Below are 24,201 nucleotides of genomic sequence, written 5' to 3' on the forward strand. Positions count from 1 at the left end.
TAAGGCAGATGCGTTGATAACGCACCTGCCCGGATACGACAAGCATCGTCGCGAAAATGTCGCTCAAACCGGTTCGTTTTCCAGTCGCTGCGTCGACACTTCGCCGCTGTGCTTGGGTTCCGGCAACAACAGGCACATGATCAGCGCGGTGACGCCGCCACTGGTGATCGCCGAGTCGAACAGGTTCTGCACCAGTTGCGGCATGCGGTGCAGCAGTTGGGGCTGCGCGGCCACACCCAGGCCCACGCCGAACGAGGTGGCGATGATCAGCATGTTGCGCCGATCCAGCGGCGACTGCGCCAGAATCCTCACCCCAGCGGCTGCGACGCTGCCGAACATCACCAGGGTGGCGCCCCCCAGCACCGGCTTGGGAATCTGCTGCAGCACGGCACCGATTATCGGCAACAACCCGAGCAGCATCAGCACGACGCCGATGTACAGCCCCACATAGCGGCTGGCCACGCCCGTCAGTTGGATGACCCCATTGTTCTGCGCGAACGTGGTGTTGGGAAAGGCGCTGAAAGTGGCGGCTACCATGCCACTCACGCCGTCGCCCAGCACACCCCCTTTGAGCCGGTCGATGTAGCTCGGTCCGCTGATGGGCTGTCGCGACAGCATGCAGTTCGCCGTCAGGTCGCCCACCGTCTCCAGGGTACTGATCAGATAGATCAGGGCCACGGGCAGAAACGCCGTCCAATCGAAAGCGAAACCGAACTTGAAAGGCACCGGCACACTGATCAGCGGTAGGTCCGGCAGTGGCTGGATCACCAGCTTGCCACTGAACCAGGCGGCCAGGCTGCCCACCGCCAGCCCGATGATGATCGCCGACAGCCGCAACCAGGTTGCGGCGCTGCGATTGAGCAGAATGATCACCACCAGCACGAACGCGCCCAGGGCAAGGTTGCCTGGCGCACCGAAGTCTGGCGCGTTGAAGCCTCCGCCCAGGTCAGTGATACCCACCTTGATCAGGCTCACGCCAATCAGCGTGATCACGATGCCGGTCACCAGCGGGGTAATGACACGCCGTAGCTGACCGATGAAGCGACTCAGCACGATCTGCACCAACGCGCCGAAAAAGCACACCCCGAAAATCATCGCCAGAATGTCTTCCGGGCTGCCCCCGCGCTGCTTGACGATGAAGCCGGCCGATAGCACCGCCCCCAGAAAGGCGAAACTGGTGCCTTGCAGACAGATCATGCCTGCGCCGATGCCGAACGGACGGCGTGCCTGGATGAACGTGCCGATGCCGGACACCAACAGCGCCATGCTGATCAAGTACGGCAAATGCGTGCCGAGGCCCAACGCCGAGCCAATGATCAACGGGGGCGTGATGATCCCGACGAACGCAGCGAGTACGTGCTGAAGCGCCGCCAGCATCGAAGTCACGGGGGGCGGACGGTCATGCAGACCATAGATCAGTTCGCTGGGCGTGGACGTATCGGTAGGCATGGCGTCGGACTCTCGGCACGGTCGATGGACTGGAGTCAGTCCTCGCTTTGCGAAGCAGTCGTGCAAAAAGCTGTCCAATCGCTCAGGTTTTTACTTGCCATGTTAAAAACCCAAACCAGATCAAGGAGATAAGAACGTCATCGGGTTTCGTACAAACTCTCCAGAAAGCTTTCGAGCACCAAATGCGGGCGTCGCCCCTTGCGAGTGACCCAGGATAGGCTCAAGTCATAGAACCGTTCGGCCGCCTTGAGTGCGCGCAGTCGCCCCTGCTGCACCCAGAACGTCGCGTAGTGGTCGGGCAGATAGCCGATGTAGCGCCCGGTCAGAATCAGGAACGCCATGCCCTCGCGATCCGACGCGCTGGCCGTGCAGTTCAGTGCCTGGTAACGCGCCTGAATTTCGGCCGGCAGGCGGAAGGTCGGTGCGATCGCCTCCTGGGCATCGAGCCGTGCATCGTCCAGTTGCGCATCGTCGGCGTAGAACAGCGGATGGCCCACCGCGCAGTACAGCAGCGAGCGCTCGCTGTACAACGGCTGGTATTCAAGCCCGGACAGCGGACTGGCCTGCGGCACCACGCCCACGTGCAGGCTGCCGTCCAGCACCCCTTGTTCGACCTGGCTCGGAGCGATCATGCGGATCTGAATGCGTACGTCCGGCCCTCGATCCTTCAACTGCGCCAACGCATGGGTGATGCGCATGTGCGGCAGCGTCACCAGGTTGTCGGTCAGGCCAATGTTGAGTTCACCGCGCAAATGCCGATGCAGGCCATTGACCTCGGTACGAAAGCTCTCCACCGCACCCAGCATCTGCAGGGCCGAGTGATACACCTCGCGACCTTCCTCGGTCAGCGAAAAACCGGCTCGGCCCCGCTGGCACAAACGCAGACCCAGGCGCTGCTCCAGATCGCTCATCTGCTGACTGATCGCCGAGCGGCCGATACCGAGCACATTCTCCGCCGCAGAAAAACCGCCGCACTCCACCACGCTGCGGAAGATGCGCAGCAGGCGAATATCGAAATCACTGACCTGCGCGAGGGGATCGGGACGGCGGCTCATAGTTTAGTGATTGCCTGACTGAAGATCGCAAAAGTTGAATTTTCCAGACTTTATCGCCGTGACACCGTAGGGGCAACACGCTTGTCATCGCGTCTCCAATCGCTCAAAGAGGTTTGTGCCCATGAACATGCCCGAGAACGCCCCCGTTGGCGTTACCAGCCAGCTCAAGCTGGACGCTCACTGGATGCCGTACACCGCCAACCGCAGCTTCCAACGTGATCCTCGGATCATTGTCGCGGCCCAGGGCAGTTGGCTGACCGATGACAAGGGCCGCCAGATCTACGACAGCCTTTCCGGTCTGTGGACCTGCGGTGCAGGCCACACGCGCAAGGAAATCCAGGAAGCGGTGTCGCGCCAACTCGGTGTGCTCGACTACTCCCCCGCGTTTCAGTACGGCCATCCGTTGTCGTTCCAGCTGGCTGAAAAGATCACCGACCTGACCCCCGGCACTCTCAATCACGTCTTCTATACCAACTCCGGCTCCGAGTGCTGCGACACGGCCGTGAAAATGGTTCGCGCCTACTGGCGCCTGAAAGGCCAGGCCACCAAGACCAAGATGATCGGCCGCGCCCGTGGCTACCACGGCGTCAACGTGGCCGGCACCAGCCTGGGTGGAGTCAACGGCAACCGCAAGATGTTCGGTCAATTGATGGACGTGGACCACATCCCCCACACCCTGCTGCCGGGCAATACCTTCTCCAAGGGGTCACCGGAGGAGGGCGGCATCGCCCTGGCCGACGAAATGCTCAAGGTCATCGAGCTGCACGATGCCTCCAACATCGCCGCCCTGATCGTCGAGCCCATGGCCGGTTCGGCAGGCGTCCTGCCGCCGCCCAAGGGCTACCTCAAGCGCCTGCGTGAGATCTGCGACCAGCACAACATCCTGCTGATCTTCGACGAAGTCATCACCGGTTTCGGTCGTACCGGCGCCATGTTCGGCGCCGACACCTTCGGCGTGACGCCGGATCTGATGTGCATCGCCAAGCAGATCACCAACGGCGCCATCCCGATGGGCGCCGTCATCGCCAGCACCGAGATCTACCAGACCTTCATGAACCAGGCGACGCCCGAGTACGCCGTGGAATTCCCCCACGGTTACACCTACTCGGCCCACCCTGTAGCCTGCGCCGCCGGCCTTGCCGCACTGGACCTGCTGCAGCGCGAAAACCTGGTGCAGAGCGCCGCCGAACTGGCACCGCATTTCGAAAGCGTGCTGCACGGCGTCAAGGGGGCGAAGAACATCGTCGACATCCGCAACTATGGCCTCGCCGGTGCGATCCAGCTGGCGCCCCGGGATGGCGACGCCATCGTGCGCCCCTACGAAGCGTCCATGAAACTGTGGAAAGCCGGCTTCTACGTCCGCTTCGGCGGTGACACCCTGCAGTTCGGCCCTACCTTCAACGCCCAGCCACAAGACCTCGATCGCCTGTTCGACGCCGTGGGCGAAGCCCTCAACCAGATCGACTGACCTTTTTTTCAGGAGCCCTTTGCATGAGCACTATCCAACACTTGATCAATGGCGATCTGGTTTCCAGTGGCGACCGCACGGCCGACGTCTTCAACCCATCGACCGGCCAACCTATCCGCACTCTCCAACTGGCCAGCCGCGAAACCGTGCAACAGGCCATCGACTCCGCCAAGGCCGCCTTCCCGGCCTGGCGCAAGACCCCGGCGGCCAAGCGCGCCCAGGTGATGTTCCGCTTCAAGCAACTGCTCGAGCAGAACGAAGCCAAGATTGCCCAGATGATCAGTGAAGAGCATGGCAAGACCCTGGAGGACGCCGCAGGCGAACTCAAACGCGGCATCGAAAACGTCGAATTCGCCTGCGCAGCCCCCGAAGTGCTCAAGGGCGAGTACAGCCGCAACGTCGGTCCGAACATCGATGCCTGGTCCGACTTCCAGCCCTTGGGTATCGTCGCCGGTATCACACCCTTCAACTTCCCGGCCATGGTCCCCTTGTGGATGTACCCGCTGGCCATCGTCTGCGGCAACTGCTTCATCCTCAAGCCGTCCGAGCGCGACCCCAGCTCCACACTCTATATAGCCCAACTGTTGCTGGAAGCAGGCCTGCCAGCCGGCGTGCTCAACGTCGTCCACGGCGACAAGGTCGCAGTGGATGCCCTCATCGAAGCGCCCGAGGTCAAGGCGTTGAGCTTCGTCGGCTCCACACCCATCGCCGAGTACATCTATAGCGAGGGTACTCGCCGTGGCAAGCGCGTCCAGGCCCTGGGTGGCGCGAAGAACCACGCGGTGCTGATGCCCGACGCCGATCTGGACAACGCGGTCAGCGCCCTGATGGGTGCGGCCTACGGTTCCTGCGGTGAGCGCTGCATGGCCATCTCGGTCGCCGTCTGTGTCGGTGACCAGGTCGCAGACGCGCTCGTGGCCAAGCTGACTCCGCAGATCAAAGCTTTGAAAATCGGCGCCGGTACCTCTTGCGGCCTCGACATGGGCCCCCTCGTGACTGCCCAGGCACGTGACAAGGTGTCGGGCTACGTCGACGACGGCGAGCAGGCCGGTGCCAAACTCGTCGTGGATGGCCGCGGCCTGAGTGTGGCAGGCAACGAAGAAGGCTTCTTCCTCGGCGGCTGCCTGTTCGACCACGTCACCCCGCAGATGCGCATCTATAAAGAGGAAATCTTCGGGCCGGTACTGTGCATCGTCCGTGTCGACAGCCTCGAACAGGCCATGCAACTGATCAACGACCACGAATACGGCAACGGCACCTGCATCTTTACCCGCGACGGTGAAGCGGCGCGCCTGTTCTGCGACGAGATCGAAGTCGGCATGGTCGGCGTCAACGTACCCTTGCCCGTACCGGTTGCCTATCACAGCTTCGGCGGCTGGAAGCGCTCACTCTTCGGCGACCTGCACGCCTATGGGCCAGACGGCGTGCGTTTCTACACACGCCGCAAAGCCATCACGCAACGCTGGCCGCAACGCGCCAGCCACGAAGCCTCGCAGTTTGCTTTCCCGAGTCTTGAGTAGCCAGTCGAAGCAGCAATAAGGGGCGGGCCGCAGGCCCGCCCCTTGCTTTTGAATGGATGTGACAGATTTTTGAAATTACCTGTTGACGCCTCCTCAGATCTCTCTATAATTCGCCCCACTTCCGGCGCAGTCGAAACGATAAACGCTTTGTTAATCAATGAGTTAGTCGTTCAGGTGGTGAGGAAGTGCTTCGATCTTCAAGGTCGGAAGCGGTGAAAAAGGCAGTTGACAGCGGTTTGAAACGCTGTAGAATTCGCCTCCCGCTGACGAGTGATCGAGGCGAGTCAAGTGTTTGAAGTTGTTCAGGTTTCTGGAAAAATACTTCGAAATAAACGCTTGACAGAATATGAGGCCAGCGTAGAATGCGCGCCTCGGTTGAGACGAAAGAATCAACCCACCGCTCTTTAACAATTGAATCAAGCAATTCGTGTGGGTGCTTGTGAGTTAAGACTGTTAGTCAACAAGATTATCAGCATCACAACAACTCCACGAGAAATCAAAGAGTTACCTCGATCCTTCGGGTTCGAGTTTGCGATTGCTGAGCCAAGTTTATAGGGTTTTCTCAAAACCCGATTGCAGTATTGAACTGAAGAGTTTGATCATGGCTCAGATTGAACGCTGGCGGCAGGCCTAACACATGCAAGTCGAGCGGTTGAGGGAAGCTTGCTTCCTGATTCAGCGGCGGACGGGTGAGTAATGCCTAGGAATCTGCCTGGTAGTGGGGGACAACGTTTCGAAAGGAACGCTAATACCGCATACGTCCTACGGGAGAAAGCAGGGGACCTTCGGGCCTTGCGCTATCAGATGAGCCTAGGTCGGATTAGCTAGTTGGTGAGGTAATGGCTCACCAAGGCGACGATCCGTAACTGGTCTGAGAGGATGATCAGTCACACTGGAACTGAGACACGGTCCAGACTCCTACGGGAGGCAGCAGTGGGGAATATTGGACAATGGGCGAAAGCCTGATCCAGCCATGCCGCGTGTGTGAAGAAGGTCTTCGGATTGTAAAGCACTTTAAGTTGGGAGGAAGGGCAGTCAGCGAATACCTTGCTGTCTTGACGTTACCGACAGAATAAGCACCGGCTAACTCTGTGCCAGCAGCCGCGGTAATACAGAGGGTGCAAGCGTTAATCGGAATTACTGGGCGTAAAGCGCGCGTAGGTGGTTTGTTAAGTTGAATGTGAAATCCCCGGGCTCAACCTGGGAACTGCATCCAAAACTGGCAAGCTAGAGTAGGGCAGAGGGTGGTGGAATTTCCTGTGTAGCGGTGAAATGCGTAGATATAGGAAGGAACACCAGTGGCGAAGGCGACCACCTGGGCTCATACTGACACTGAGGTGCGAAAGCGTGGGGAGCAAACAGGATTAGATACCCTGGTAGTCCACGCCGTAAACGATGTCAACTAGCCGTTGGGAGTCTTGAACTCTTAGTGGCGCAGCTAACGCATTAAGTTGACCGCCTGGGGAGTACGGCCGCAAGGTTAAAACTCAAATGAATTGACGGGGGCCCGCACAAGCGGTGGAGCATGTGGTTTAATTCGAAGCAACGCGAAGAACCTTACCAGGCCTTGACATCCAATGAACTTTCCAGAGATGGATGGGTGCCTTCGGGAACATTGAGACAGGTGCTGCATGGCTGTCGTCAGCTCGTGTCGTGAGATGTTGGGTTAAGTCCCGTAACGAGCGCAACCCTTGTCCTTAGTTACCAGCACGTTATGGTGGGCACTCTAAGGAGACTGCCGGTGACAAACCGGAGGAAGGTGGGGATGACGTCAAGTCATCATGGCCCTTACGGCCTGGGCTACACACGTGCTACAATGGTCGGTACAGAGGGTTGCCAAGCCGCGAGGTGGAGCTAATCTCACAAAACCGATCGTAGTCCGGATCGCAGTCTGCAACTCGACTGCGTGAAGTCGGAATCGCTAGTAATCGCGAATCAGAATGTCGCGGTGAATACGTTCCCGGGCCTTGTACACACCGCCCGTCACACCATGGGAGTGGGTTGCACCAGAAGTAGCTAGTCTAACCTTCGGGAGGACGGTTACCACGGTGTGATTCATGACTGGGGTGAAGTCGTAACAAGGTAGCCGTAGGGGAACCTGCGGCTGGATCACCTCCTTAATCGACGACAACAGCTGGCTCATGAGCTCCCACACGAATTGCTTGATTCATTGAAGAAGACGATTGGGTCTGTAGCTCAGTTGGTTAGAGCGCACCCCTGATAAGGGTGAGGTCGGCAGTTCGAATCTGCCCAGACCCACCAATTATGGGGCCATAGCTCAGCTGGGAGAGCGCCTGCCTTGCACGCAGGAGGTCAGCGGTTCGATCCCGCTTGGCTCCACCACTTTTGGTGCTCCATCGTTGTCAAAGCTTAGAAATGAGCATTCCATCGGTTGATGGTTGAATGCTGATTTCTGATCTTTTTCAGAATCGTTCTTTAAAAATTTGGGTATGTGATAGAAAGATAGACTGGACAGACACTTTCACTGGTGTAGGTTCAGGCTAAGGTAAAATTTGTGAGTTGCTCTTTGAGTAAATGCGAATTTTCGGCGAATGTCGTCTTCACAGTATAACCAGATTGCTTGGGGTTATATGGTCAAGTGAAGAAGCGCATACGGTGGATGCCTTGGCAGTCAGAGGCGATGAAAGACGTGGTAGCCTGCGAAAAGCTTCGGGGAGTCGGCAAACAGACTGTGATCCGGAGATGTCTGAATGGGGGAACCCAACTGTCATAAGACAGTTATCTCATGCTGAATACATAGGCATGCGAGGCGAACCAGGGGAACTGAAACATCTAAGTACCCTGAGGAAAAGAAATCAACCGAGATTCCCTTAGTAGTGGCGAGCGAACGGGGACCAGCCCTTAAGTTGATTTGAGATTAGCGGAACGCTCTGGAAAGTGCGGCCATAGTGGGTGATAGCCCTGTACGCGAAAATCTCTTGTCAATGAAATCGAGTAGGACGGGGCACGAGAAACCTTGTCTGAATATGGGGGGACCATCCTCCAAGGCTAAATACTACTGACTGACCGATAGTGAACTAGTACCGTGAGGGAAAGGCGAAAAGAACCCCGGAGAGGGGAGTGAAATAGATCCTGAAACCGTATGCGTACAAGCAGTGGGAGCAGACTTCGTTCTGTGACTGCGTACCTTTTGTATAATGGGTCAGCGACTTATATTCAGTGGCGAGCTTAACCGAATAGGGGAGGCGTAGCGAAAGCGAGTCTTAATAGGGCGTTTAGTCGCTGGGTATAGACCCGAAACCGGGCGATCTATCCATGGGCAGGTTGAAGGTTAGGTAACACTGACTGGAGGACCGAACCGACTACCGTTGAAAAGTTAGCGGATGACCTGTGGATCGGAGTGAAAGGCTAATCAAGCTCGGAGATAGCTGGTTCTCCTCGAAAGCTATTTAGGTAGCGCCTCATGTATCACTGTAGGGGGTAGAGCACTGTTTCGGCTAGGGGGTCATCCCGACTTACCAAACCGATGCAAACTCCGAATACCTACAAGTGCCGAGCATGGGAGACACACGGCGGGTGCTAACGTCCGTCGTGAAAAGGGAAACAACCCAGACCGTCAGCTAAGGTCCCAAAATCCTGGTTAAGTGGGAAACGATGTGGGAAGGCTTAGACAGCTAGGAGGTTGGCTTAGAAGCAGCCACCCTTTAAAGAAAGCGTAATAGCTCACTAGTCGAGTCGGCCTGCGCGGAAGATGTAACGGGGCTCAAACCAGGTACCGAAGCTACGGGTATCATCTTTTGATGATGCGGTAGAGGAGCGTTCTGTAAGCCTGTGAAGGTGAGTTGAGAAGCTTGCTGGAGGTATCAGAAGTGCGAATGCTGACATGAGTAACGACAATGGGTGTGAAAAACACCCACGCCGAAAGACCAAGGTTTCCTGCGCAACGTTAATCGACGCAGGGTTAGTCGGTCCCTAAGGCGAGGCTGAAAAGCGTAGTCGATGGAAAACAGGTTAATATTCCTGTACTTCTGGTTATTGCGATGGAGGGACGGAGAAGGCTAGGCCAGCTTGGCGTTGGTTGTCCAAGTTTAAGGTGGTAGGCTGAGATCTTAGGTAAATCCGGGATCTTAAGGCCGAGAGCTGATGACGAGTTGTCTTTTAGACGACGAAGTGGTTGATGCCATGCTTCCAAGAAAAGCTTCTAAGCTTCAGGTAACCAGGAACCGTACCCCAAACCGACACAGGTGGTTGGGTAGAGAATACCAAGGCGCTTGAGAGAACTCGGGTGAAGGAACTAGGCAAAATGGCACCGTAACTTCGGGAGAAGGTGCGCCGGTGAGGGTGAAGGACTTGCTCCGTAAGCTCATGCCGGTCGAAGATACCAGGCCGCTGCGACTGTTTATTAAAAACACAGCACTCTGCAAACACGAAAGTGGACGTATAGGGTGTGACGCCTGCCCGGTGCCGGAAGGTTAATTGATGGGGTTAGCGCAAGCGAAGCTCTTGATCGAAGCCCCGGTAAACGGCGGCCGTAACTATAACGGTCCTAAGGTAGCGAAATTCCTTGTCGGGTAAGTTCCGACCTGCACGAATGGCGTAACGATGGCGGCGCTGTCTCCACCCGAGACTCAGTGAAATTGAAATCGCTGTGAAGATGCAGTGTATCCGCGGCTAGACGGAAAGACCCCGTGAACCTTTACTATAGCTTTGCACTGGACTTTGAATTTGCTTGTGTAGGATAGGTGGGAGGCTTTGAAGCGTGGACGCCAGTCTGCGTGGAGCCATCCTTGAAATACCACCCTGGCAACTTTGAGGTTCTAACTCAGGTCCGTCATCCGGATCGAGGACAGTGTATGGTGGGTAGTTTGACTGGGGCGGTCTCCTCCTAAAGAGTAACGGAGGAGTACGAAGGTGCGCTCAGACCGGTCGGAAATCGGTCGTAGAGTATAAAGGCAAAAGCGCGCTTGACTGCGAGACAGACACGTCGAGCAGGTACGAAAGTAGGTCTTAGTGATCCGGTGGTTCTGTATGGAAGGGCCATCGCTCAACGGATAAAAGGTACTCCGGGGATAACAGGCTGATACCGCCCAAGAGTTCATATCGACGGCGGTGTTTGGCACCTCGATGTCGGCTCATCACATCCTGGGGCTGAAGCCGGTCCCAAGGGTATGGCTGTTCGCCATTTAAAGTGGTACGCGAGCTGGGTTTAGAACGTCGTGAGACAGTTCGGTCCCTATCTGCCGTGGACGTTTGAGATTTGAGAGGGGCTGCTCCTAGTACGAGAGGACCGGAGTGGACGAACCTCTGGTGTTCCGGTTGTCACGCCAGTGGCATTGCCGGGTAGCTATGTTCGGAAAAGATAACCGCTGAAAGCATCTAAGCGGGAAACTTGCCTCAAGATGAGATCTCACTGGAACCTTGAGTTCCCTGAAGGGCCGTCGAAGACTACGACGTTGATAGGTGGGGTGTGTAAGCGCTGTGAGGCGTTGAGCTAACCCATACTAATTGCCCGTGAGGCTTGACCATATAACACCCAAGCAATTTGCGTCGAACGACCAGATTGCGGTGACTGTGGAGATGACACGAACCGAAAGTTCGCAGCAAGGCAACCCACAAATATCACATACCCGATTCGCTGGAATGCCTCCCAAGGGCATCCCGGCTACAGAATTTCTTGACGACCATAGAGCATTGGAACCACCTGATCCCATCCCGAACTCAGCAGTGAAACGATGCATCGCCGATGGTAGTGTGGGGTTTCCCCATGTGAGAGTAGGTCATCGTCAAGATTCAATTCCGAAACCCCTATCTGCGCGAGCAGGTAGGGGTTTTGTCTTTGTGCGGCTTTTTCTCTAGCGCTTCGCTGTAAGACCTCTCCTACTTATCAAGTCGACATTCAGTTGTCTCTTACACGTTGAGCAGAACCGGCTGGCTCAACTGACAAAGCTACATCTGATATGGTTGATCCTTGATTCACGCTTACCTCAAGGACTTCGCACATGTCGGCCATGTCGCCTCTCACCCCCGGTTTCATGGTTGTACATGGCAATCGCCTGGACGAACTGCGCAGTCTTGTCGTGAGCTGGATGCGCCTGTACCCGCTGCGTCCACTGGAAAACGAAATCATCCTGGTGCAGAGCAATGGTATCGCTCAATGGCTCAAGCTTGCGCTCGCCGCGGACGAAAGCACGGACGAGGAAGGAGGGGTAGGAATCTCGGCGGCGGTGGATGTGCAGTTGCCTGGCAGTTTCATGTGGCAGCTGTATCGAAGCGTATTGGGGCACGACCAGATTCCTTCTTCCTCGCTGCTCGACAAGGCACCGCTCACCTGGCGTTTGATGCGTCTGTTACCGCAACTGATCGACCGGCCCCATTTCGAACCTCTCCAGCGCTTCCTGCTCGACGATAACGACCTGCGCAAGCGCTACCAGTTGTCAGAACGGCTGGCAGACTTGTTCGATCAGTATCAGGTCTATCGCGCGGATTGGCTTCAGGACTGGGCGGTAGGCAAGCATCAGCTGCGCAATGGGCGAGGTTTAAGCAAGTCCTTGCCTGCAGGCAATTGTTGGCAAGCGGAGTTGTGGAGGGCATTGCTGGAGGATGTAGGGTCAGAAGGCATGGCACAAAGCCGGGCGGGGGTACATCAACGCTTCATGGAGGCTGCTGCCGCGCTGGATGAAGCGCCTTCGACATTGCCATCGCGTGTAATCGTGTTCGGTATTTCGTCGCTACCAGCCCAGGGCCTGGAAGCCTTGGCGGCGCTGGGTCGCTTCAGTCAGGTGCTGTTGTGTGTGCACAATCCCTGTCGGCACCATTGGGCCGATATCGTGGCAGACAAGGACCTGCTGCGTCATCAATACAAGCGCCAGGCTCGCAAGCAGGGCATGCCGGTCGTATTGGATTCAGACAACCTTCATCAGCACGCCCATCCCTTGCTCGCTGCCTGGGGCAAGCAAGGGCGTGACTACATCAATCTGCTCGACAGCTATGACGACCCCGCCAGCTATCAGGCTGCATTTGGCGACGGTCGTATCGATCTTTTCAGCGAAGGCGAGCCGCGACACCTGTTGGGTCAGTTGCAGGACGACATCCTTGAGCTGCGCCCCCTGGGCGAAACACAGTCGATCTGGCCCAGCGTCGATATCAAGACCGACAAGAGCATTCGCTTCCACGTTGCACACAGTGCGCAGCGCGAGGTGGAGATTCTGCACGATCAGCTGTTGGCACGCTTCAGTGCCGATGCCGCGCTGCGTCCACGTGATGTGATCGTCATGGTGCCCGACATCGACAGCTACGCCCCCCATATTCGGGCGGTGTTTGGCCAGCTGGACCGGGATGACCGCAGATTCATCCCCTTCACGCTGACCGATCAAGGTCAACGCGGGCGTGATCCTTTGCTCATAGCGGTCGAGCACCTGCTCAAGCTACCGGACAGTCGCTTCCCCGTGAGCGAGATTCTTGATCTGCTCGACGTGCCTGCCCTGCGCAGTCGATTTGCGATTCTGGAGCGGGACCTGCCGACGCTGCGTCGCTGGATCGAAGGGGCGGGTATTCGCTGGGGTCTCGATGCACGCCAACGCACGCAGATGGGACTGCCGATCGAACTGGAGCAGAACACCTGGCGCTTTGGGCTGCGACGAATGTTGCTTGGTTATGCCGTGGGAACCGGAATAGGGTGCAGTGACATCGAGCCCTACGACGAAATCGGTGGCCTGGATGCAGCGCTTATCGGGCCGCTTGCAGCGCTTTTGGATGCGCTGGAAGTGGCCTGCCAGCAACTTGATCGTCCGGCCACCCCTGCGCAGTGGGGTATCAGACTGCATCAGTTGCTGCAGCTGTTCTTCGCTGCCGAGACGGAGCATGACGAATACCTGCTCAATCAGCTTGAAGAACTGCGTGAAGAGTGGCTGGAAACCTGCGAAGCGGTGGGACTGGTCGAGCAATTGCCGCTGACGGTGGTGCGTGAAGCCTGGCTCGCCGGGCTGGATCAGGGGCGCTTGAGCCAGCGCTTTCTGGCAGGCTCCGTCAACTTCTGTACCTTGATGCCGATGCGCGCCATTCCGTTCAAGATCGTCTGCCTGTTGGGCATGAACGATGGCGACTACCCGCGGGCGCAGCCACCGCTGGACTTCGACTTGATGGGCAGCGATTACCGCCCGGGGGACCGTTCCCGTCGCGAGGACGACCGCTACCTGCTGCTGGAAGCCCTGCTCTCGGCGCGTGAGCAACTCTACATGAGCTGGGTGGGGCGCAGCATCAGGGACAACAGCGAACGGCCACCGTCCGTGCTGATCGGGCAGTTGCGCGATCACCTGGCCAGTGGCTGGCGGCTGTCAGGCGACGAGGCACTGGACAGTTCCGCTAGCGGACAGAAGCTCTTGCACGCGCTCACGCTGGAGCATCCGCTTCAGCCTTTCAGTGCTCGGTACTTTCACCAGGGAAATCCTGCGCTCTTCAGTTTTGCCAGCGAGTGGCAGCACTTGCACGCAGGCATAGCGGCAGCGGATGCGCAGGTACCGCTGCCTGCTCATCGTCAGGAAGAGCCATTGAGCGTGGCTCAGCTACAGGATTTTCTGCGCAATCCGGTCAGGCACTTTTTCAGCCAGCGGCTCAAGGTCTTCTTCGAGTCGGCCGAGAAGCCGGTGTCCGATATCGAGCCCTTCGTGCTCGATGCGCTGGAGCGTTACACCCTCAGTGACAGCCTGCTCAGTGCGGGCATGGCCAGTGCCGGTGAAATCGCCGACGTGCTGGAGAACCACGCTCGCAAGTTGCAGGGCAGCGGTCTTTTACCCATGGCAGAATTCGGTACGCGACTGCGGGAAGAATTGATCGAACCATTGCCCGATCTGCTCGAGCGCTACCGCCAGTTGCTCGTGCTCTGGCCTTCCCGGCTGGACAGCGCTCTACCGATCACTTTCCAGGCACAGGGCATCGTACTGGAGGGGTGGCTGGCGGGCGTGTACCAGCGCGAGGATGGTAACTGCCTCAGTGTTTCGACGATCGCCAATGCCATCGGCGGCGTGCGCTCGCGCAAATGGCATCGTCTGATACGTCCCTGGGTCTTGCATCTCGCCTCGTGCGCCGTGGGGCTGCCCCTGACAACGGCGGTAGTGGCCAGCGACGATACCTTGTTGCTCGATCCATTGCCTCTGGACCAGGCTCAAACGGCGCTGAGCGATCTATTGCTGGCCTGGCAGACGGGCATGACCCGTCCTCTGCCGGTAGCGGTGAAGACAGCCGTGGCCTGGCTTTCGCAGACTGATGGGGAGAAAGCCTTGGCGGCAGCACGAAAAGCCTATGAGGGGGATGGGGTGACCAGCAATGGCGAGCGCCGGGAGGCGGTGGCGTTGATGCGCCAGTTCGCTGATTTCGATGCACTGGTCGACAGTGAAGAGTTCGAGGGTTGGGCTCAGACGCTCTACCAACCCATGCTGGAAGCGCCCTGGCGCTCGGTCGATGAGCAGGAGGCCCGATCATGACGTCTCTTGAACGTCCATTGGCGTTGGCCTTCCCACTGCGTGGCAGTCAGTTGATCGAAGCCAGCGCGGGCACCGGCAAGACATTCACCATTTCCGCACTCTATCTGCGTTTGATCCTGGGCCACGGTGCGGACATCAACGGATTCGGTCGCGAACTGCTGCCTCCGCAGATCTTGGTCGTGACCTTCACCGATGCGGCGACCAAGGAGCTGCGCGAGCGGATTCGGATACGGCTGGCCGAAGCGGCTCGTTTTTTTCGAGACGAGATCTCGGCACCGGATGCATTGATCGCGCAGTTGCGCGACGAATTCGACACCACCCAGTGGGCGGCCAGCGCAGCCCGACTGGATATTGCTGCGCAATGGATGGATGAGGCAGCCGTTTCCACCATCCACAGCTGGTGCCAGCGCATGCTGCGCGAGCATGCGTTCGACAGCGGCAGTTTGTTCACCCAGAGCCTAGAGACCGATCACAGCGACCTGCTGGGCGAAGTCGTGCGTGACTATTGGCGGCGCTATTACTACCCGATGCAAGGCGCTGCCCTGGATTGGGTAAGAGCTCATCTGGGCGGGCCCGCAGCGTTGCTCACCCGAGTACGAGGGCTGTTTGCCCATGCGCACGAGGGCGCTTCGGGCGATGAACCTGGCGAGCTGATCGAGCGTGCTCTGGCCGAGCGCGTGCAGGCCTTGATCGAGCTCAAGAAACCCTGGCCGCAGTGGGCCATCGAGTTGCGTGAAATCTGCCTGCAGGCCGTGGCGGCGAAGGCGGTCGACGGTCGCAAGATGCAGGCACGCTATTTCGAACCCTGGTTCGAGAAGATCACGGCCTGGGCGACCGACCCGGATCAGCACGAGCTGGATATCGGCACCGGCTTTACCCGCCTGACCCCCGAAGGCATGGCCGAAGCCTGGAAGGGAGAGGCCCCTGATCACCCTGGATTGCAAGCGATGGTCATGCTGCCCGCAGCGCTGGCGGCGCTGCCGACACCTGAAAGCGCGGTGCTCAGGCATGCTGCCCAGTGGATCGGCGAACGCTTCGAGGAAGAGAAACGCCGGCGCGCGGAAATGGGCTTCGACGATATGCTGGTCCGGCTCGACCGTGCGCTTCAGGGCGCCGGTGGCGAGCAGTTGGCCCAGTTGATTCGCGAACAGTTCCCGGTGGCCCTGATCGATGAGTTTCAGGACACCGATCCGGTTCAGTACCGCATTTTCGAGCGTATCTATCACATCGAGGAGAACGAACAGGAGACCGGGCTATTCCTGATCGGCGATCCGAAGCAGGCGATCTACGCTTTCCGCGGTGCCGATATACACACCTACCTGCAGGCACGTCGTGCGACCGAGGGGCGGCTGCATACATTGGGTACCAATTTCCGGTCAACCCGGGCCATGGTCGGGGCGGTCAACCATGTGTTCATGCAGGCCGAGCAGCGTGTGCAGGAACGAGGTGCGTTCCTGTTCCGGCAGGGTGAAGACAATCCGGTGCCGTTCATCGATGTGCAGGCCCAGGGGCGCAAGGAATCGTTGATCGTCGAGGAGCAGGCCGTACCGGCGCTGACCCTCTGGCAATTGGCCAGTGATCAGCCTGTTTCGGGCGTTGCCTATCGCAAGGCCCTGGCAGCTGCCTGCGCGGCCGAAATCGTGCGCCTGTTGAACGCCGGCCAAGCCGGGCAAGGTGGCTTTCAAGTGGAGGGGCGCAAAGCCAGAGGTATCTTGCCGGCCGACATCGCCATTTTGGTACGCGATGGCAAGGAAGCTCAGGCCGTGCGCGCCGAGTTGACCGAGCGCGGGGTACGCAGCGTGTACCTGTCGGACAAGGACTCGGTGTTCGCTGCACAGGAGGCCCACGATCTGCTGGCCTGGCTGAAGGCGTGCGCCGAGCCCGATTCGGAGCGGCAATTGCGCGCTGCCTTGGCGAGCATGACGCTGAACCGTTCGCTGCATGAACTGGAGCAGTTGAATCTCAGCGAGCTGGAATGGGAAGCGCGAGTCATGCAGTTCCGCAGCTATCGAACCATCTGGCGCAGCCAGGGTGTGCTGCCGATGCTGCGCAGGTTGCTGCACGACTTCGACCTGCCGTTGGCGTTGATCGGTCGCGACGATGGCGAACGTATCCTGACCAACCTGCTGCACCTGTGCGAACTGTTGCAGCAGGCATCCAGCGAACTGGATGGTGAGCAAGCGTTGATCCGTCATCTGAGCGAACAGCTGGCGCTGTCCGGCAGCGCGGCCGAGGAGCACATCCTGCGCCTGGAAAGCGACGAGCAGTTGGTGAAGGTGGTGACCATTCACAAGTCCAAGGGGCTGGAGTACGCGCTGGTTTTCCTGCCCTTCATCTGCAGCTGCAAGCCGGTCGATGGTAAGCGCTTGCCGTTGATCTATCACGATGCGTCACACCGGGCGCAACTGACACTGAGCCCTACGCCTGAACAGGTGGCGCTGGCCGACGACGAGCGTCTGGCCGAGGATCTGCGTCTGCTTTACGTGGCCTTGACCCGGGCTCAACACAGCTGTTGGCTCGGCATCGCGGACCTCAAGCGCGGCACGACCAAGGAGTCGGTGTTTCATCGCTCGGCTATTGGTTACCTGCTGGGCGGCGGGCAGCCTCTGGTCGATGCGAGCCAGCTTGCGAGCTGGTTGCAGGCTGTGAGTGCGGGATGCCCGGACATCGTGAGCCTGCCGGTACCGGAAGCGGACGAGACCCGCTACGTACCGTTGCGCAGCGATGCCGCGCTGCTCAAGGTGCGCCAACCCAAGCGCAGTGCTCGGGAAAACTGGTGGATAGCCTCTTACAGTGCGTTGCGCATCAGCGACGCCTTGAGCGCGGATGACGATCAGGCGCCCGACAGCGCGCTTGAGCAGAAGCTCATGGACGATGAGCGCCTGGACGTCCAGGTACCGCGCGAAGTGCCGGCCACCAGTGGCGATATTCATCGTTTCCCCCGCGGGCCGGGTCCGGGGACTTTTCTACACGGTTTGCTGGAGTGGGCGGGGCGCGAAGGGTTCGCCAGTGTTGCGGAGGCTCCCGAACGTTTGGCCGACAACGTCGCCCGCCGTTGCAGTCGGCGCGGCTGGACCGGCTGGATCCCGACCCTCGACGAATGGCTGCGACGTTTCATCGACGAGCCATTGCGCCTCGGATCCGAGCGCGCGCCGGTACGCATGGCCGAGCTCGATCAATACCAGATCGAAATGGAGTTCTGGTTCGCCAGCCACAAGGTCGACGTGACCCGGCTCGATGCTCTGGTGCGCCAGTACACTCACCCTGGCGTGCTTCGGCTGCCAGCCGAAGGGGCGATGCTCAATGGCATGTTCAAGGGCTTCATCGACCTGTGCTTCGAGCATCAGGGCCAGTATTACGTTGCCGACTACAAATCCAACTGGCTGGGCCCGGATGATGATGCCTATACCCAGGAGGCGATGACCGAATCCATTCTGGCCAACCGCTACGACCTGCAATACGTGCTGTACCTGCTCGCCTTGCACCGACAGTTGAAAGCCCGGCTGCCAGGGTACGACTACGACCAGCATGTCGGAGGTGCGGTATTCGTGTTTCTGCGCGGCCTGGGGGCGCCCAGTCAAGGGGTGTACTTCACGCGTCCGCCACGTGAGCTCATCGAGGAGCTCGATGCGTTGTTCAAAGGCGGACGCCGCGATGTCCAGGCCGACCTGTTCGAGGAAAGTACACCATGACCCGCTCGTTTGCCGACCTGTTGCCGACGCCTCTGGACGCACACAGCCTTGCTCGATTGCAGCCCCGTACACATACGGCCGACCTGTTGGCGCTGCTCGAGCGCTGGGTCGAGCGCGGCTGGCTGCGCGCGCTGGACAAGGCCTTCGTGGCGTTTCTGGCCGACCTTGATCCCCAGGGAGATCCCCTGGTGTTGCTGGCTGCTGCCTTGGCCAGTCACCAGCTTGGGCATGGACACGTCTGCCTGGACTTGGCAGCAACGCTGCAGGCGCCGGATTTTGCCTTGTCGCTACCGCCCGAAGGCGATCTGCAGGGAGGCGTGGCCCTGCTGCCATCGCAGTTGCTGGAGGGCCTGAGTCCCGACGCCTGGTTGAGCAGTCTGGCGAATAGCCCATTGGTGAGCAACGGGGACGACACTTCTGGCAGCTCGCCCTTGGTGCTTTCGAGTCAACGTCTGTACCTGCGTCGGTACTGGGCTTACGAGCGGCGCATCGGTGATGCGTTGCGCCAGCGTCTGGAGGCGCATGAGCCGATACCGGAGGATCTTGCCCAGCGTTTGACGCAATTGTTCGGCACCGCCGATGGGGCGCGGATCGATTGGCAGAAACTGGCCTGCGCGCTGGCGGCCCGCGGCGCCTTCAGTATCGTCACCGGCGGCCCGGGGACCGGCAAGACCACCACGGTGGTACGCCTGCTGGCGCTGTTGCAGGGGCCTGCCGTTGCCCAGGACAAACCGCTGCGCATTCGTCTGGCGGCACCGACCGGCAAGGCGGCGGCTCGGCTGACGGAATCGATCAGCCTGCAGGTCCAGAGCCTGGAAGTGGACGCGGCGATCAAGGCGCGCATTCCCACCGAGGTAACCACCGTTCACCGGCTGCTGGGAAGCCGTCCAGGTACGCGGCATTTTCGTCACGATGCGGCCAACCCTTTGCCCTTGGACGTGTTGGTGGTCGACGAGGCCTCGATGATCGACCTCGAGATGATGGCCAACCTGCTCGACGCGCTGCCGCCTCATGCGCGGCTGGTGCTGCTGGGCGACAAGGATCAGTTGGCGTCGGTCGAGGCGGGGGCCGTGCTGGGTGATCTATGCAGCCAGGCCGAGGCCGGCTACTACAGCCCGGCGACGCGAGCCTGGCTGGAGCAGGTGAGCGGCGAGGATCTGGCGCACAGTGGTTTGCTCGAAGGGAACGAGCGTGATCACGCCTTGGCACAACAGGTGGTCATGTTGCGGCACTCGCGTCGGTTCGGCGAGGACAGTGGCATCGGCCAGTTGGCCGCCCGCGTCAACCTGCAGGACGCCGAAGGTGCGCGTGCCTTGCTCCAGGAAGGCCGGTACCAGGATGTGCATTGGCTGCCACTCAAGGGTGAACACGATGCGGCGCTGTTGCGTCTGCTGCTGGACGGGCATGGTCGCAACAGCGATGGACCGCAAGGCTACCGCCGCTATCTCGAGCAGATGGATATGGCTCGACCGCCGGCTGAAACGCCACTTGAAGATGAAGCCTGGGCAACCTGGGCCCGTGGGTTGCTGAATGCTTTCGACGAGTTTCAGCTGCTGTGCGCGGTACGAAAAGGGCCTTGGGGGGTCGAAAGCCTGAACGCACGCGCGACCCAAGCCTTGACGCAGGCGCGCCTGATCGACGGAAGCCAACCCTGGTACGAAGGCCGTCCGGTATTGATGACCCGCAACGACTATGGCCTGGGTTTGATGAACGGTGATATCGGCATCGCCCTTATGCTGCCCGAGGGTGGCGGGCGCGAGCGAAGGGTCTTGCGCGTGGCCTTCCCGCGCAACGACGGGCAGGGCGGCATTCGTTTCGTGCTGCCCAGTCGGTTGAATGACGTGGAGACGGTGTACGCGATGACGGTGCACAAATCCCAGGGTTCCGAATTCGCGCACACGGCACTGATCCTGCCGGACGCGTTGAATCCGGTGTTGACCAAGGAGTTGATCTACACCGGAATCACGCGTGCCAAACACTGGTTCACCCTGGTCGAAAGCCGCAAGGGTGTGTTCGAGGAAGCGGTGCGGCGCAGGGTGAAGAGGCTCAGTGGGTTGATGCTTGGGTGGCAGTCTAACGTCTGAGTGGAGCGGGACGCGGCTGGCTCCGTTGCTACAGGGGGGCGGGGGTGCCCATCAATAGCGGTGCGTTGCGTTCGGTGACGTTGCGGATGTAATCCCACAACAGCGTAATCCGTTTCAGCTTGCGCAAGTCCTCGCGGCAGTACATCCAGAACTGCCGGGTGATATCGATTTCCTCGGGCAGGACCTCCACCAGGCGTTCGTCCTGGGCAGCCAGGAAGCAGGGCAGGATGACCAGCCCGTGGCCCTGGAGCGCCGCAGTGTACTGGGCGATCACGCTGGTGCTGCGCAGTCCGGCGTTGACGTTGGGCAGCAGTTTGCTCAGGTAGAGCAGCTCGGAGCTGAATGCCAGGTCGTCGACGTAGCTGATGAAGCGGTGGCCGCTGAGTTGGGCGCTGCTGTCGATGGGCGGGTGGCGATCCAGGTAGGCGCGTGTGGCATACAGTTTCAATCGGTAATCGCAGAGCTTGCAGCAGACGTAGGGACCGTGTTCGGGGCGTTCAAGCGCGATGACGATATCGGCTTCGCGCTTGGAGAGGCTGATGAAGTGTGGCAGCGGCAGGATGTCGACCGAGATTGCCGGGTAGGTGTCGACGAAGTGACTCAGTTGCGGGGTGATGAAGAAGCTGCCGAAGCCTTCGGTGCAACCCATGCGAATGTGTCCTGACAGTGCCACGCCGGAGCCTGAAACCTGTTCGCAGGCCATGTGCAGGGTGCTTTCCATGGATTCGGCCGACGCGAGCAGGCGCTGCCCTTCGGCGGTGAGGACGAAGCCGGTGGTCCGTGATTTTTCGAACAGCAGGGTACCCAGCGCGTTCTCCAGCGAGCCGATGCGTCGCGACACGGTGGTGTAGTCCACCCCCAGGCGTTTGGCTGCGATGCTAGCCTTGCGGGTGCGGGCCACCTCGAGAAAGAACTTGAGGTCGTCCCAGTTCAGGCTGCTAAGGTCTTTTTGCATGTTGGACCGGCTTTATTGTGAGTTCTTGTTAGATGTTTGCAGCCTCTATACTCCACCGCAGAACCGTCTCGCCACAACAATAAATACGCGGAGGTCATCCATGAACGTGTCCGTTCAACCGAATGCCAGCAAGCTCGACGATGTGAAACTGCTGATCGATGGCCAATGGGTCGCATCGACCACTCAGGAATGGCGCGACATCGTCAACCCGGCCACCCAGCAAGTGCTGGCGCGTGTGCCCTTCGCCACGACCGATGAAGTCAATGCCGCGGTTGCTGCCGCGCAGCGTGCGTTCAAGACCTGGCGTCTGACGCCGCTGGGTGCGCGGATGCGCATCATGCTCAAGCTGCAGGCCCTGATTCGCGAACACTCCAAGCGGATCGCCCAGACCTTGAGTGCCGAGCAGGGCAAGACCATTGCCGACGCCGAAGGCGATATTTTCCGCGGCCTGGAAGTGGTCGAGCACGCCTGTTCCATCGGCAGCCTGCAGATGGGTGAGTTCGCCGAGAACGTGGCCGGGGGCGTCGATACCTACACCTTGCGTCAGCCCATCGGCGTCTGTACCGGGATCACCCCGTTCAACTTCCCGGCGATGATTCCGCTGTGGATGTTTCCGATGGCCATCGTCTGCGGCAACACCTTCGTGCTCAAGCCGTCCGAGCAGGATCCCCTGTCCACGGTCCAGTTGGTAGAGCTGGCGCTGGAGGCGGGTGTGCCGCCTGGCGTGCTGAACGTGGTGCATGGCGGCAAGGAAGTGGTGGATGCGCTGTGCACCCATGCCGATATCAAAGCGGTGTCGTTCGTCGGCTCGACTGCGGTCGGCACTCATGTGTATGACCTGGCTGGCCGCCATGGCAAGCGTGTGCAGTCGATGATGGGGGCCAAGAACCATGCCGTGGTATTGCCGGACGCCAACCGCGAGCAGACCCTCAATGCGCTCGTCGGCGCTGCGTTCGGTGCAGCCGGGCAGCGCTGCATGGCGACTTCGGTGGCGGTGCTGGTGGGCAAGTCCCGCGAGTGGATTCCGGACCTGAAGGCGCTGGCGCAGAAACTCAAGGTCAACGCAGGCAGCGAGCCGGGCACTGACGTAGGTCCGGTGATTTCCCGGCGTGCGCTGGAGCGTGTCACGGGTTTGATCGACAGCGGTGTGCAGGAAGGCGCCAAGCTGGAGCTCGATGGCCGCGGCGTGCAGGTGCCAGGTTACGAGCAGGGCAACTTCGTGGGGCCGACCTTGTTCAGCGGTGTCACCACGGATATGCAGATCTACACCCAGGAGATTTTCGGGCCGGTGCTGATCACGCTGGAAGTCGACACCCTCGACGATGCCATCGCCCTGGTCAACGCCAATCCGTTCGGCAACGGTGTGGGGCTGTTCACCCAGAGCGGTGCGGCGGCGCGCAAGTTCCAGAGCGAGATCGATGTGGGCCAGGTGGGGATCAATATCCCGATTCCCGTGCCGGTGCCTTCGTTCAGCTTCACCGGGTCGCGCGGTTCCAAGCTCGGCGATCTGGGGCCCTACGGCAAGCAGGTGGTGCAGTTCTATACCCAGACCAAGACAGTCACGGCGCGCTGGTTCGATGACGACAGCGTGAACGATGGCGTCAACACCACCATCAACCTGAAGTAGGAGCACCGCCATGAACATCGCTTTCATTGGCCTGGGCAACATGGGCGCGCCCATGGCGCGCAACCTGCTCAAGGCCGGCCATACGTTGCACCTGTTCGATCTCAACCAGGCTGTGCTTGCCGAACTGGCGCAGTTGGGTGGCCATATCAGCGCATCGCCGAAGGATGCCGCCGCGCAGGGCGAGCTGGTGATCACCATGTTGCCGGCAGCCGCCCATGTGCGCAGCGTCTACCTGGGCGAGGAGGGCGTGCTGGCGGGTATTCGTTCCGGTACGCCGGCGGTGGATTGCAGCACCATCGATCCGCAGACCGCGCGCGACATTGCCGCCGCAGCGGCCAAGCAGGGTGTCGACCTGGCCGATGCGCCGGTATCGGGTGGCACTGGCGGCGCCCAGGCGGGCACCCTGACGTTCATGGTCGGCGCATCGACCGAACTGTTTGGCCAGTTGCAGCCAGTGCTGGCGCAGATGGGGCGCAACATCGTTCACTGTGGTGAGGTGGGCACGGGGCAGATCGCCAAGATCTGCAACAACCTGCTGTTGGGGATTTCCATGGTCGGCGTCTCCGAGGCCATGGCCCTGGGCAATGCGCTGGGCATCGATACCCAGGTGCTGGCCGGGATCATCAACAGCTCTACGGGCCGATGCTGGAGTTCGGATACCTACAATCCATGGCCGGGCGTCAGCGAGACAGCGCCGGCTGCTCGTGGGTATAGCGGGGGCTTTGGAGCCGAGCTGATGCTCAAGGATCTGGGCCTGGCGACCGAGGCGGCCAAGCAGGCCCGCCAGCCGGTGATTCTGGGGGCGGTGGCGCAGCAGTTGTATCAGGCGATGAGTCTGCGCGGGGAGGGCGGGCTGGACTTCTCGGCGATCGTCAAGGCGTACCAGCGCTGACCGCCATGAGCGTTTAAGA

General features: G+C 59.8%; 10 protein-coding genes, 2 tRNA genes and 3 rRNA genes. 12 read left to right on the forward strand and 3 right to left on the reverse strand.

Annotation, left to right across the window (positions count from 1 at the left end; genetic code table 11):
* Positions 1 to 63: 63 nt before the first annotated feature.
* Positions 64 to 1,449, reverse strand: a complete 1,386-nt coding sequence (locus BLV18_RS02420; protein WP_090356065.1) for a uracil-xanthine permease family protein — start codon at positions 1,447 to 1,449, stop codon at positions 64 to 66.
* A 137-nt stretch (positions 1,450 to 1,586) separates the two neighbouring features.
* Entirely contained in the window at positions 1,587 to 2,504 is a 918-nt protein-coding gene (locus tag BLV18_RS02425) for a LysR family transcriptional regulator (RefSeq protein WP_090356068.1), read from the reverse strand.
* Between the two features lie 121 nt (positions 2,505 to 2,625).
* Here BLV18_RS02425 and aptA point away from each other — a divergent pair, with 121 nt between their 5' ends.
* The 10 genes from aptA (at position 2,626) to recD (ending at position 20,708) form a co-directional block, all read left to right on the forward strand.
* Positions 2,626 to 3,972, forward strand: a complete 1,347-nt coding sequence (gene aptA, locus BLV18_RS02430; RefSeq protein WP_090356070.1) for an omega-aminotransferase AptA — start codon at positions 2,626 to 2,628, stop codon at positions 3,970 to 3,972.
* Between the two features lie 23 nt (positions 3,973 to 3,995).
* Entirely contained in the window at positions 3,996 to 5,492 is a 1,497-nt protein-coding gene (locus tag BLV18_RS02435; RefSeq protein WP_090356073.1) for a CoA-acylating methylmalonate-semialdehyde dehydrogenase, read from the forward strand.
* Between the two features lie 583 nt (positions 5,493 to 6,075).
* Positions 6,076 to 7,612, forward strand: a 16S ribosomal RNA gene (locus BLV18_RS02445).
* Between the two features lie 65 nt (positions 7,613 to 7,677).
* Positions 7,678 to 7,754, forward strand: a tRNA-Ile gene (locus tag BLV18_RS02450).
* Between the two features lie 5 nt (positions 7,755 to 7,759).
* Positions 7,760 to 7,835 (forward strand) — tRNA-Ala (locus BLV18_RS02455).
* A 250-nt stretch (positions 7,836 to 8,085) separates the two neighbouring features.
* Positions 8,086 to 10,979 (forward strand): 23S ribosomal RNA (locus BLV18_RS02460).
* A 147-nt stretch (positions 10,980 to 11,126) separates the two neighbouring features.
* Positions 11,127 to 11,242, forward strand: a 5S ribosomal RNA gene (rrf, locus tag BLV18_RS02465).
* Together the 16S, 23S and 5S rRNA genes with 2 tRNA genes alongside form the textbook arrangement of a ribosomal RNA operon.
* A 210-nt stretch (positions 11,243 to 11,452) precedes the next feature.
* Entirely contained in the window at positions 11,453 to 14,932 is a 3,480-nt protein-coding gene (gene recC / locus BLV18_RS02470) for an exodeoxyribonuclease V subunit gamma (protein WP_090356076.1), read from the forward strand.
* Positions 14,929 to 18,624: an exodeoxyribonuclease V subunit beta gene (gene recB / locus BLV18_RS02475; protein ID WP_090356078.1), complete on the forward strand. Its 3,696-nt coding sequence runs from the start codon at positions 14,929 to 14,931 to the stop codon at positions 18,622 to 18,624. The genes recC and recB overlap by 4 nt, the downstream gene beginning before the upstream one ends.
* Positions 18,621 to 20,708, forward strand: coding sequence for an exodeoxyribonuclease V subunit alpha (recD, locus tag BLV18_RS02480; RefSeq protein WP_090356081.1), 2,088 nt, complete (start codon positions 18,621 to 18,623; stop codon positions 20,706 to 20,708). The genes recB and recD overlap by 4 nt, the downstream gene beginning before the upstream one ends.
* A 28-nt stretch (positions 20,709 to 20,736) precedes the next feature.
* Here the strand turns inward: recD and BLV18_RS02485 are convergent, their stop codons facing one another.
* Positions 20,737 to 21,663, reverse strand: coding sequence for a LysR family transcriptional regulator (locus BLV18_RS02485; protein WP_090356083.1), 927 nt, complete (start codon positions 21,661 to 21,663; stop codon positions 20,737 to 20,739).
* A 100-nt stretch (positions 21,664 to 21,763) separates the two neighbouring features.
* Between BLV18_RS02485 and BLV18_RS02490 the strand changes: the two genes are divergently transcribed.
* Together BLV18_RS02490 and mmsB are read left to right on the forward strand one after the other, a co-directional pair.
* The gene (locus BLV18_RS02490; protein ID WP_090356085.1) at positions 21,764 to 23,290 is read left to right on the forward strand and encodes a CoA-acylating methylmalonate-semialdehyde dehydrogenase; all 1,527 of its coding nucleotides are present in this window, start codon (positions 21,764 to 21,766) and stop codon (positions 23,288 to 23,290) included.
* Between the two features lie 10 nt (positions 23,291 to 23,300).
* The gene (gene mmsB, locus BLV18_RS02495; protein ID WP_090356087.1) at positions 23,301 to 24,182 is read left to right on the forward strand and encodes a 3-hydroxyisobutyrate dehydrogenase; all 882 of its coding nucleotides are present in this window, start codon (positions 23,301 to 23,303) and stop codon (positions 24,180 to 24,182) included.
* The last annotated feature ends 19 nt before the right edge of the window (positions 24,183 to 24,201 follow it).

Source organism: Pseudomonas coleopterorum (assembly GCF_900105555.1).
In the GTDB taxonomy this organism is placed as follows: domain Bacteria; phylum Pseudomonadota; class Gammaproteobacteria; order Pseudomonadales; family Pseudomonadaceae; genus Aquipseudomonas; species Aquipseudomonas coleopterorum.